This is a genomic window from Hymenobacter aranciens (assembly GCF_030580865.1).
GTDB classification, from domain to species: Bacteria; Bacteroidota; Bacteroidia; order Cytophagales; family Hymenobacteraceae; genus Hymenobacter; species Hymenobacter aranciens.
The window spans coordinates 1-11,194 of sequence record NZ_JAUQSY010000026.1; the positions used below are offsets into that span (position 1 = coordinate 1).

Sequence of the window (11,194 nt, forward strand, 5' to 3'; positions counted from 1 at the left end):
GCGGCTCTACTCCTTCAGCAGCGCGTCCACGGTCCGCTCAAACTCCGCCGTCTCCTCCTGATAGTACTTCCCCGTGCCCGGCCCCGAAAACCCAGTATGCACCTTCCGCACGTTACCCTTCTTATCCAGAAAAATCGTGGTCGGAAACGCCAGCACACCCTTTAGCTGCGGCAAGGATTTACTCGCCTCCGCCGCCGAAGCCTGCCCCGCCACCGCCACGTCGTAGCCCACCTTCAGCCGCTCGCGCATCCGCCGCAGCTTCTCCGAAGCCTTCGCCACGTCGGGTGTGCGCTCGTAGCCCAGCCCGATGATTTCGACGCCGCGCTGTTTGTTCTTTTCGTACCACGGGGCCAGAAAGTTGGTTTCGTCCATGCAGTTGGGGCACCACGAGCCCAGCACCTGCACCACCACCACCTTGCCCTTATACTTCGGGTCGGCAGGGGAGATGCTGCCGCCCTCGAAGATGCTGGGGAACTTGAAGTCGAGCCGCGTCTGCCCGGGCTTGAGGCCGGTGAGGGTGTTGGCGTCGGGCAGTTTGGCGTTGGAGTCGGGCACGGCCGTCCAGGTTTCGTGGCCCGATTTGCCGGCGTAGAAGTCGCCGAACAAGGTATTCGGAGCATATTCCTTCGTAATGTCGATGGGCTCCTTCGGCCCGTTGTGGGCCGTGAACAGAAAAGCGTGGCTGCCGTCGAAGGTCGACAGCTTAAGCGTGTTGCCATCAACCTGACCAGCCAGGTAGCGGTAGTCGCCGGTGGTGGTCAGAAACGTGCCGGTTACGTCATTGCCGGTTTGCTCAAAGACCCCCACGGCCGGGTAGCTGTCGCCGTCGTCGCCCTTAAATGTGACATTCCACGTGCCGTCGAACGAGGTAGGCTTGGCCGCCGAAACGGCAAATAATTTCTCCTCCCCCCGCGTAGCCGTGAACGGTACCCGGTAGGGCTCTTTGCCATCATACTTCACCCAGGTGCCTTTCATCTTTCCGGCGCCGTCGGCGCGCACCACCAGCGCCGCATCGAATACGCCCAACCGAATAGTGGTCGAGTCGCCGGCGGTCGTGATTTCATCGAGCTTGAGCCGCTCCGCCCCGTTCCGCAGCGTAACGGTGGGCTTTTGGCCGTTGTCGAGGGTATTTACCTCAAACAGAAACGGGATTTCCTGGCCCTGAGCCGTGAGCACCCCACGCCAGATGCCCGGCTTCAGGCCCGGGGGCAGGCCGCTGGCGTCGGGCTCGGACAGTAGCTCCCGATTGCTGGAAGAGCCAGTAGTAGAAGAACCATCGGAGGAGCAGCCCGCCAGGCTAAGGCCCAGCGCAGCCGCCGCCAGCGAGGTAGAAAAACGCAAAATCATAGGACGCACGAAAAGAATTGAGAACCCCCAAACCAGTTCCTTAGTAAATAGGTTACAAGAGGTGGCCGCGCGCGCACCCCTCCGATTAATGTCATCTTAATCGAAGATGCACGTTTCGGCTAGGTTTCAACTTTCCCGGAGTGCTACATTTGCACCCAATTACCCTCATTACTCAATCTCCTATGGCTTTCGACCTGGAAATGATACGTGCCGTGTACGCTGGCATGGGCTCCCGCATCGAGGCAGCCCGCACCGCAGTGGGCCGTCCGCTTACCCTCACCGAAAAAATCCTCTACGCCCACCTCTACGGCGGCGCAGTGGGCCAAGCGTATGAGCGCGGCGTTTCCTACGTCGATTTCGCCCCCGACCGCGTGGCCATGCAGGATGCTACCGCCCAGATGGCCCTGCTCCAGTTCATGCAGGCTGGCAAGCCCACGGCCGCCGTGCCCAGCACCGTGCACTGCGACCACCTCATCCAGGCCAAGGACGGTGCTACCGAAGACCTCGCCGAGGCCAACGCCGAAAACCGCGAAGTGTATGACTTCCTGGCTTCGGTGTCGAACAAATACGGCATCGGCTTCTGGAAGCCGGGCGCCGGTATCATCCACCAGGTGGTGCTCGAAAACTACGCCTTCCCCGGCGGCATGATGATTGGCACCGACTCGCACACCCCCAACGCGGGCGGCCTGGGCATGGTGGCCATCGGCGTTGGTGGGGCCGATGCGGTGGACGTGATGGCCGGCATGGCCTGGGAGCTGAAGTTCCCGAAAGTCATCGGCGTGAAGCTGACTGGCAAAATGAGCGGCTGGACCTCGGCCAAAGACGTAATCCTGAAAGTAGCCGGCATCCTGACCGTGAAGGGCGGCACTGGCGCCATCGTGGAGTACTTCGGCGAAGGCGCCGAAAGCCTGAGCTGCACCGGCAAAGGCACCATCTGCAACATGGGCGCCGAAATCGGGGCCACCACCTCGGTATTCGCCTACGACGAGAAGATGGGCGACTACCTGCGCGGCACCGGCCGCGCCGAAATCGCTGAGGCGGCCGCCGCCATCGCCCAGCACCTGCGGGCCGATGAAGAAGTGTACACCCAGCCCGAGCGCTACTACGACCAGCTCATCGAAATCAACCTCAACGAACTGGAGCCCTACGTAAACGGCCCCTTCACCCCGGACGCCGCCTGGCCCATCTCGCAGTTTGCCGCCGCCGTGAAAGAGCACGGCTGGCCCGAGAAGCTGGAAGTCGGCCTCATCGGCTCCTGCACCAACTCGAGCTACGAGGACATTACCCGCGCCGCCTCCATCGCCGCCCAGGCCGTGGACAAGGGCCTGAACGTGGCCGCCGAGTTCACCATCACGCCCGGCTCGGAGCTGGTGCGCTACACCGTGCAGCGCGACGGCCTGCTCGACACCTTCGCCGAAATGGGCGGTGTGGTGCTGGCTAACGCTTGCGGCCCCTGCATCGGCCAGTGGGCCCGCCATACCGACGACCCCAAGCGCCGCAACTCCATCATCACGAGCTTCAACCGCAACTTCGCCAAGCGCAACGACGGCAACCCCAACACCCACGCCTTCGTGGCCTCGCCCGAAATCGTGACGGCCTTCGCCATCGCCGGCGACCTCACCTTCAACCCCCTCACCGACACCCTGCCCGGCAAAAACGGCCCCGTGAAGCTCGACGAGCCCGTGGGCGTGGAGATGCCCCCCCAAGGTTTCGCCGTAGAGGATGCCGGCTTCCAGGCCCCCGCCGCCGATGGCTCGGGCGTTCAGGTGCTGGTAAACCCCGCTTCCGACCGCCTGCAGCTGCTCGAAGCCTTCAAACCCTGGGAAGGCACCGACCTGAAAGGTCTGCGTCTGCTCATCAAGGCCCAAGGCAAGTGCACCACCGACCACATCTCGATGGCCGGCCCCTGGCTGAAATACCGCGGCCACTTGGACAACATCTCCAACAACATGCTCATCGGGGCCACCAACGCCTTCAACGGCGAGGCCAACAAGGTGCGCGACTTCGCCACCCAAGGCGAGGGCTACGACACCGTGCCCCAGACGGCCCGCAACTACAAGGCCATGGGCATCGGCACGGTGGTAGTAGGCGATGAAAACTACGGCGAAGGCTCCTCGCGCGAGCACGCCGCCATGGAGCCCCGTCACCTCGGCGTGCGCGCCGTGATTGTGAAGAGCTTCGCCCGCATCCACGAAACCAACCTCAAGAAGCAGGGCATGCTCGGCCTCACCTTCGCCAACAAGGCCGACTACGACCTCATCGAGGAAGGCGACACCATCGACATCCTGGGCCTCGACACCTTCCAGCCCGGCAAGCCCCTGGAAGCCCGCCTGCACCACGCCGACGGCGACACCGACTTGATTACGTTGAATCACACCTACAACGAAGGCCAAATCGAGTGGTTCAAGGCCGGCTCGGCGCTGAACCTGATTCGTTTGAAGGAGAGCGGCGGCGCGCAACTGTCGCAGAAATAGAGTTTGAATAACTGCTGAAACGGCCGCCTTGGAGGAATCTGAGGCGGCCGTTTCTGTTTGTATAATTATGATTTACTTGCAGCATGAAAACCCCTGCTACTGCCCGATTCGCTACGCTGTTGCTGCTAGCCACCGCTTGTACCAATAACACTACCAGCGACCCGGAACCGGTGCGCGGAATGCACTGGACGGAAAACGGCAGCACGATAACTGCTTACCGGACCATGGCAGCCTACTATAATAACGGCGCAAGGAATATGTATGTGGTTGGCCTTATGACTACTGGCGCAGATACAAATTCGGTGCAACTCACGGTTCCCCGCCACACGGGCACCTTTGTGCTGGATTCCTCTAATCAGGAATTTGTGGAGACGCTGAGTTGGGTAAATAACCGTATTGGGCGCATGCGGGCCACTTATTATGGCGGTTCAGGCCGTATCATCGTCAGCCATTACGATTCCTCCGGTACGGCTGGGGCTTCCCGCATTGCAGGTACGTTTGAGTTTGTAGCAAAGGGAAGTGACGGCTCCCATCAAACCGTTCGTGATGGCTGGTTTGATGTAAATTATTAAGCGTTACAAAATCCCATCGACCAAGCTGGTTTTTATTCAATCTTTTACTAATGACTCAAAAACCTTCCGCCGCCTTCATCGCCGCCTCTTGGGTGGCCCTGCTGGCGGGCGTCGCCGCCTACATCATCGGCCTCTGGAATGCCCAGATGCCGCTCAATGAGAAGGGTTACTACTTCACGGTGCTCATGTACGGGCTGTTTGCGGCCATCTCGGTGCAGAAAAGCGTGCGCGACCAGCAGGAAGGCATCCCGGTAACGAATATTTACTACGGGCTGAGCTGGTTTTCGACCTTGCTAGCCGTGGGGCTGCTGGCGGTGGGCCTGTGGAATGCCACACTGCTGCTGAGCGAGAAGGGTTTCTACGTGATGGCCTTTATGCTGGCGCTGTTCGGCGCCATTGCGGTGCAGAAGAACACCCGCGACAGCCAGCAGAGCCCGCCTGCATAACCCCCCGCAACTCCACAAGCGCAGAAATTTTCCCTTCCGGGCTTGTGGAGCTCCCAGTAGCTGTGCCGGCATTCCCTTCCACGCTTGTGGGAGCTCCACAAGCCATGCCGGAATTCCCCTCCGGCCTTGTGGAGCTCCCACAAGCGTGGAAGGGAATGTCGGCACAGCTACTGGACCTTCCAGTAGCTTTCTGTATTTGCCAACAGGCCATTCCGACCACCGAAATGGCCTTTTTACGGGTACAAATGGGGGCGTGGCGCAGCGGGAAAAACGTCGGGCAGCGCAGTAATTAGACATTCGTCGAAATAGTCCGTATACTTGCATCGTGAACGCCCTTTTTAAAGCCCTGAACGACCCTACGCGCCGCGCCATCCTGGAGGCCTTGCGCGCGGGGCCGCGCACGGCGGGCGAAATCGCGGAGCAGTTTCAGTTCTCGAAGCCCACCATCAGCCACCACCTCGACCTGCTACGGCAGGCCGACCTGGTGACGAGCAGTAAGCAAGGCCTGTTCGTTACCTACACCCTCAATACCACGGTGCTGGATGAGCTACTGGGCTGGCTGCTGCAGTTCAAACCCTGACTTTTTTCCTGGTTTGTTATGAAAAGTTCTTTCTCGCTGTGGCAGGGGCTGACGCTGCTGGCCCTGCTATTGCCCACCGCCTACCTGCTCTGGGCCTGGCCCGCGCTGCCCGATGCCATTCCCTCCCACTTTGGCCCCGATGGCATCGACGGCTACATGCCCCGCGATGAAGCCTGGGTGCTAACGACGGCTATGCCGCTGGGCGTGTACTTATTGTTGCTGTTTCTGCCGCGCTTTGACCCGCGTCGCCGGGTAGCGGCCGACAGCCGGAGCTACCACAAAATGGGTTTGCTGCTGGTGGGCAGCATCGGGGCACTGGCGTGCTATTCCATTTACCTGGCCCTGCACCCGGGTATGCAGCCCGGGCGGGGGATGAACGTGGGTATGGCGCTGTTTTTCGTGGCCTTGGGCAATTACCTCACCACCGTGCCGCCCAACTACTTTATGGGTGTACGCACACCCTGGGCCCTGGAGAGTGACCTGGTGTGGACAAAAACGCACCGGCTGACGGGACGGGTGTTTTTTGGTGGAGGGATGGTGGCAGCGATGGTTGGTTTGTTCGCACCGGTAAGCTGGTTTATGCCGGTTTTTATGGGGCTGGTGCTGGGAGGGGCGGTGCTGGCGTACGGGTACTCGTACTGGGTATATCGGCAAGTAGCACAGGCTTCTGCGTAAGGGTACAAGTATTTTCCTGGCTATCCGCACGAACCCGTTGGGATAATAACTGGGTGTTCTATTGTGTGATAGTGATACGCTGGCGTTGCGGGCCTTGCGTTGTGGTAGCTTGCAGCACATACATGCCTGCAGCTACGCCGTCCAGCGAAAGCTGTACCTCGCTGCGATGGGCCGGTAGCGTGAAGCGGCGCACTACACGGCCCTGCACATCGAGCAAGGTGGCGAGCTGAGCAACAGGCAGGCTGGTGGTCAGGCGCAACGTCAACTGCTGCCGGGTAGGGTTCGGGAAAACGTCCAGCGCTGGGGCGGCCATCAGGGCCGGGCGAGTAGCCAGCAGAGTATTTGTCAGCCGGGCCAGGCCGATGCGCTGCTGCCCGGCTACTCTGCCAAAGTTGCCGTAAAGCAAAATCTTGTTATCGCTGGGTTGGAGAAGGTAGCCCAGCACGCCCAGGTCGGTATAGATGGGCTGCGGAACTGCCACTCCCCCGAAGGAAGTATCTACCGAGCCATCGGCATTGAGCCGGCGCAGCTGCGCGTTGGGCGAATAGCCATTGGTGAAGCCCAAAATGCGGCCGTCGGGCTGTACTAAGGGGCGGTCAAACTCCAGCGCCGGACTAAATGAGGGGTCGTAGCTACCAGTGGGTAGCAGGCGCAGACAGCCATTGGGGGTAAGCTGACCGTTGAAACTGGTGAGACGGAAAGCTGCCGTATGGATGCTCGATATAAGAATGTTTCCGTCGATTTGGAGTTGCGCGTTGAAAAAGCCCGTGGGGCCGGCTGCACTCCCCACACTGAAAGTCGGGTCGGGGCGGCCGTCGGGCAGCAGCTGTATGAGGCTGCTGTGGGCTGCATCTTCCCAGCTAACAAGAACTTCGCCGCTGGGCCGCCGCTGGGCCTTCACATTATAAGTGCCAAAGTAAATAGACGCCGTCCAAGGGCGGCTTGGCGTAAAGGCAGCGTCCAGCGAGCCATCGGGCAGCAGGCGAGCCAGGCCATCGCGCGGGCTGCTATTGACGCTGGTGAAATTGCCGACCAACAGCAAGTCGCCCGTCAGGGTAGGTTGCAGAATTGGCTCGGGCGGCGTTCCGGCTGGAGCAGCGACGGTGACTGCGGCAAAGCTGCCATCGACAGCCCCCGTGGGCAGTAACCGGTTGATAACCGTCGAAGCAGTCCCATACGTGATGGCGTAGATGTGGCCAGTGGGCTGCAAGCTCAGCCGCGAGTAGGTGGGGGGAGCCGTAAAAAGCGGCCCGCCATAGCTGCCGTCGGCATTGACGCGCAGAATGGTAGTGGGAGTAGCTACAGCATTGTTGTTGAAGGAGTCGAGGTAGCCCTGCACCAGTAGCTGGCCGTTGGGCAGCGGTGCCAGCGCCGAAATCGTGCCCTTAAACTCGTGTACCTGATTATACGTTGCGTCGAGTACGGCAGTGCTGCTGAGGCGGGCCAGCCCGGTGCGTGGGCTGCCGTTGTAGGCCGTAAACCGGCCGCAGGCCAGGTACTGCCCATTGGTAATAGGCACCAGGTCCTGCACGTAGCCGCCCGTGGCCCCGGTGCCACTTATGAAGGTAGCATCGAGCACGCCGGTGCTACTGAGGTGGGCAATACTGCCTACGTTAGTAGTGCCGTAGCGGGTGAAATTGCCCGCCATCAGCAGGCTGCCGTCGGCCTGCAGGCGCAGTTTAGCCACGCCATTGCTGGACGAGCTAAGTACCATGCGGCCGGTAAACGTCGGGTCAAGGCTGCCGTTGGCTTGCAGGCGAATAGGATTCTGTACATTAGTCCCATTGTAGATGTTAAAATAGCCGCCCACCAGCACGTTGCCATCGGGCTGCACAACAATGCTGCGCACTATCGAGGAAGTGCCGCTGCCCACGTCAAAGCTGGGGTCGAGGCTGCCATCGGCGTTCAGGCGCACCAGGTTGTTGGCAGGGGTGCCGGCCACGGTAAAGTTGCCGCCCACCAGGATTTTGCCATTGGGCTGCAGCACAATATCATTCACTACCATCTGGGTCGTGTTGGTGAAGCCGGCTTGAATGGTGTTGTTCGCATTAAAGCTTGGGTCGATGCGGCCGTCCGACAGCAGTCGGATAATGCCATTAAAGCGCTGCCCGTTATAAAACTGGTCAGTGGTATAGCCGCCGCCCACCAGGATTTTGCCGTCGGGCTGCACGGCGATACTGCGCACATCGGGCCGGGCCGCAAATGCCGCGTTGTCGCTCAGGCCCACGCCGCCAACGTTAAACGTCGTGTCAAAGCTGCCGTCTACATTAAGCCGCGCCAGCCCCGAAGCATAGTGTCCGTTGTAATACGTCATTGATGAGCAGCCCACCAGCAGCTTGCCGTCGGCCTGCTGGGCCAGCGCAAATACAGTCCCCATGTCGGGGCCGGTACCGGTTTGGGCCATAAAGGCGAGGTCGACGCTTCCATCGGCCTGCAGCCGACGGACTTTGCTGCTGAGCTGCCCGTCTATCATGTCGTAGCCGCCGCCGGTGACTATTTTCCCATCTGCCTGCGGCAGCATTGTCCACATAGTGAAGCCCGACGGGCTAGTGAGGCGCGTGGGCGCAAAAGAAGCATCCAGCAGCTGGGCCGTAGCCACAACGACACTACTTATGCAAAGCAATAAGGACAGTAAAAAACGGAGCATGTAATCAGGGTTTTAGCATAACCAGCCGCAAGATATACCCCAATTGGCTGACAGCAAAAAAACGGCCCCACCGGCAGTATGCCGACGGGGCCAATCTGTTTGAAATGAGTAGGGCGGACGCCTTAGTTCATCCACAGCTCCGCGACGTGCTCGAAGCGGTGAGGGGCAAAGGTTCCGTAGGGGCGTTCGGCGTAAAAACCCAGGACTTTCACCTGGGGCTGGTGCGTGCGAGCGTGGCGCAGCACCCGCACGGGGTACACGCGACCGGCCTCGGGCCAGTCGCCGATGTAGTCGGCAGGGCGCTGGGCATCGTTCACACAACGGGCAAATTGCTGCACGGGCAGCGGCACGGGGAGCTTCACTTTTGACATGACCAAAGATACTAATTTTCTGGCAAACTAAAAAGATTGGCGAATAATTTTTTTTGGCCTTTTCGGGGAGTTGTTGGCCTAATGGCCCTTCTCAGTATAATTATCCCGCGTAGTGGAGTGACATACGAGTTCGGGTTTTAATTGGATTGAAGCGGTTTGATAAATCTTTTGACTAAAAAAATTAGTAATTAGCGGTGCCAAATCGGAATAGTGACCGGTGCGGCTAGCAAATGGATGCTTTACTATCTGATTTTTTTTCGGCCGCCCAGCTGGTAGCTCGGCCGCTGCCGCAGTTTGGTTGCCTGTTGCCGGCAGGTTTTCCCTCGCCGGCCGATGACCACGCCGACGCGCCGCTCGACCTGACGCGGCTGCTATTCCGGCACTCAGCCTCCACGTTTCTGGCCCGCGTCAGCGGCGACTCGATGGTTGGCGCCGGCATTCATCCCGGCGACCTCGTGGCGGTGGACCGCGCCCGTCGCCCGGCCGATGGCAGCATTGTGGTGGCCGTGGTGGAGGGCGAGCACACCATCAAGCGCCTGCGGCAGCGCGAAGGCCGCACCTGGCTGGAGGCCGAAAACAGCCGCTACCCGCCGCTGCCAGTACCCGCCGAAGTTGGATTAGTGGTGTGGGGTGTGGTGACGCACGTGGTACACGAGTTTTGAGGTTAAGAATGTCAAGCTGAGCATAGCGAGGCATCTCGCATGTAGCAGCAATCTTTTAGATAGTACTACCACAGGCGAGATGCTTCGCTGTACTCAACATGACGCTTACCATGTACGCGCTGGTCGATTGTAATAACTTTTACGTGTCTTGCGAGCGGGTATTTGCGCCGCAGTGGCAGGGGCGGCCGGTGGTGGTGCTGTCGAACAACGATGGCTGCCTGATTTCGCGCTCTGATGAAGCCAAAGTGCTGGGTTTCAAAATGGGGGAGCCTTATCACCAGGTGCGCCCGCTGCTGGAGCTAAGTCAGGTGAAAGTATTCTCCTCAAACTACGCGCTGTACGGCGACATGAGCCGGCGCGTAGTGCAGGTGCTGAGCGAGTTTGCGGCCGGGGTGGAGGTGTATTCCATCGACGAGGCCTTTCTGGATTTTCGGGGAATGAACTGGCTGGCACCCGACCTGCAGCGCTACGGCGAGCAGCTGCGGGAGCGGGTGTGGCGCGCTACCGGCATCCCGACCTGCGTGGGTATTGCCCCCACCAAAACCCTGGCTAAGCTGGCCAACCGGCTGGCCCGCAAACAGCTTAACCCGGTTAAGATGCTGAACAGTAAGGCGGAATGCCAGGCCGCTCTGGCCCAAACGCTGGTGGGGGATGTGTGGGGCATCGGCCGCCGCTATGCTCGCAAATTGCGAGAACAGGGTATTATGACCGCCGCCGACCTGGCGGCGCAGCCCGAAAGCTGGGTGCGCCGCTACCTGGGCGGCGTGGTGGGCGGACGGCTGTGGCGAGAGCTGCACGGCCAACCTTGCCTGGAGTGGAACCCGTCGGAACATGAGGATGATGACGAGCATCTTACCCCCGGTATCGGGCGGCACAGCGTCACGCATACGCGCTCCTTTGGCTGTCCGCAGCAGGAGCTGGCGGCGCTAAGCGAAGCCGTGGCCACGTTCGCCGCCCGCACTGCCGAGAAGCTGCGCCGCCACGGGCTGGCAGCGCATTTGGTGACGGTGCTACTGGGCACCGACCGCTATGCTCCGGGCATCGAGCCCGCCACGCGCACCGCCGTGGTGCATCTGCCTATTGCCACCCACGACACACCGCTGCTGACTCAGGCGGCGCTGCGTGGGCTGCGGCAGCTGCACCGGCCCGGCGTGGCCTACCATCGGGCCGGCGTGCTGCTGAGCGGCTTGGAAACGGCAGGGCAGGGGCAATTGGATTTATTTACCTCCTTAGCCCCGCTGCCACCCGCCCGGCTGCAGCTAATGACCGTGCTGGACCGGCTGAACAACCAATTTGGCCGCCACACGGTGCGCCTGGCCGCTGCCGCCGGCCCAAACCCGGGTTGGGCGGGGCGGCGGGCCTATCAGTCGCCGGCTTACACTACCGATTGGGAGAATCTGTGGCAGCTGAAATAGTGGTT

Annotated in this window: 10 protein-coding genes; 7 read left to right on the top strand and 3 right to left on the bottom strand. The window is 60.7% G+C overall.

Features of this window, described 5'->3' with window-relative positions; translation table 11 throughout:
- Window positions 1-6: 6 nt before the first annotated feature.
- Complete coding sequence (locus Q5H93_RS23635) at window positions 7-1,347, bottom strand: peroxiredoxin family protein (protein WP_305009205.1); 1,341 nt, start codon at window positions 1,345-1,347, stop codon at window positions 7-9.
- A 182-nt stretch (window positions 1,348-1,529) separates the two neighbouring features.
- On the opposite strand from Q5H93_RS23635, the gene Q5H93_RS23640 reads away from it, so the two are divergent.
- The 5 genes from Q5H93_RS23640 (at window position 1,530) to Q5H93_RS23660 (ending at window position 6,094) form a co-directional block, all read left to right on the top strand.
- On the top strand, window positions 1,530-3,821 hold the full coding sequence (locus Q5H93_RS23640; RefSeq protein ID WP_305009207.1) for an aconitate hydratase: 2,292 nt from the start codon (window positions 1,530-1,532) through the stop codon (window positions 3,819-3,821).
- Window positions 3,822-3,904: 83 nt separating this feature from the next.
- Window positions 3,905-4,393 carry a DUF6252 domain-containing protein gene (locus Q5H93_RS23645; RefSeq protein WP_305009208.1) on the top strand — a complete coding sequence of 163 codons (489 nt, stop codon included), beginning with the start codon at window positions 3,905-3,907 and terminating at the stop codon, window positions 4,391-4,393.
- A 50-nt stretch (window positions 4,394-4,443) separates the two neighbouring features.
- Entirely contained in the window at window positions 4,444-4,839 is a 396-nt protein-coding gene (gene yiaA / locus Q5H93_RS23650) for an inner membrane protein YiaA (RefSeq protein WP_305009209.1), read from the top strand.
- Between the two features lie 325 nt (window positions 4,840-5,164).
- A complete protein-coding gene (locus Q5H93_RS23655) occupies window positions 5,165-5,419 on the top strand; it encodes an autorepressor SdpR family transcription factor (protein ID WP_305009210.1) in 255 nt (84 codons plus the stop codon).
- 18 nt (window positions 5,420-5,437) lie between these two features.
- Entirely contained in the window at window positions 5,438-6,094 is a 657-nt protein-coding gene (locus tag Q5H93_RS23660) for an SdpI family protein (RefSeq protein WP_305009211.1), read from the top strand.
- A gap of 58 nt (window positions 6,095-6,152) precedes the next feature.
- On the opposite strand, the gene Q5H93_RS23665 is transcribed toward Q5H93_RS23660, so the two are convergent.
- Together Q5H93_RS23665 and Q5H93_RS23670 are read right to left on the bottom strand one after the other, a co-directional pair.
- Entirely contained in the window at window positions 6,153-8,741 is a 2,589-nt protein-coding gene (locus tag Q5H93_RS23665; RefSeq protein WP_305009212.1) for a T9SS type A sorting domain-containing protein, read from the bottom strand.
- A 122-nt stretch (window positions 8,742-8,863) separates the two neighbouring features.
- A complete protein-coding gene (locus Q5H93_RS23670; protein ID WP_305009213.1) occupies window positions 8,864-9,112 on the bottom strand; it encodes a hypothetical protein in 249 nt (82 codons plus the stop codon).
- A 230-nt stretch (window positions 9,113-9,342) separates the two neighbouring features.
- On the opposite strand from Q5H93_RS23670, the gene Q5H93_RS23675 reads away from it, so the two are divergent.
- Together Q5H93_RS23675 and Q5H93_RS23680 are read left to right on the top strand one after the other, a co-directional pair.
- On the top strand, window positions 9,343-9,774 hold the full coding sequence (locus Q5H93_RS23675; protein ID WP_305009214.1) for a LexA family protein: 432 nt from the start codon (window positions 9,343-9,345) through the stop codon (window positions 9,772-9,774).
- Window positions 9,775-9,872: 98 nt separating this feature from the next.
- On the top strand, window positions 9,873-11,189 hold the full coding sequence (locus tag Q5H93_RS23680) for a Y-family DNA polymerase (RefSeq protein WP_305009216.1): 1,317 nt from the start codon (window positions 9,873-9,875) through the stop codon (window positions 11,187-11,189).
- Window positions 11,190-11,194: the final 5 nt, after the last annotated feature.

Excerpts from the sequence above, each read along its gene's own strand:
- Q5H93_RS23635 (WP_305009205.1), bottom strand. The coding sequence starts at position 1,347 with ATGATTTTGCGTTTTTCTACCTCGCTGGCGGCGGCTGCGCTGGGCCTT.
- Q5H93_RS23640 (WP_305009207.1), top strand. The coding sequence starts at position 1,530 with ATGGCTTTCGACCTGGAAATGATACGTGCCGTGTACGCTGGCATGGGC.
- Q5H93_RS23645 (WP_305009208.1), top strand. The coding sequence starts at position 3,905 with ATGAAAACCCCTGCTACTGCCCGATTCGCTACGCTGTTGCTGCTAGCC.
- yiaA (WP_305009209.1), top strand. The coding sequence starts at position 4,444 with ATGACTCAAAAACCTTCCGCCGCCTTCATCGCCGCCTCTTGGGTGGCC.
- Q5H93_RS23660 (WP_305009211.1), top strand. The coding sequence starts at position 5,438 with ATGAAAAGTTCTTTCTCGCTGTGGCAGGGGCTGACGCTGCTGGCCCTG.
- Q5H93_RS23665 (WP_305009212.1), bottom strand. The coding sequence starts at position 8,741 with ATGCTCCGTTTTTTACTGTCCTTATTGCTTTGCATAAGTAGTGTCGTT.
- Q5H93_RS23670 (WP_305009213.1), bottom strand. The coding sequence starts at position 9,112 with ATGTCAAAAGTGAAGCTCCCCGTGCCGCTGCCCGTGCAGCAATTTGCC.
- Q5H93_RS23675 (WP_305009214.1), top strand. The coding sequence starts at position 9,343 with ATGGATGCTTTACTATCTGATTTTTTTTCGGCCGCCCAGCTGGTAGCT.
- Q5H93_RS23680 (WP_305009216.1), top strand. The coding sequence starts at position 9,873 with ATGACGCTTACCATGTACGCGCTGGTCGATTGTAATAACTTTTACGTG.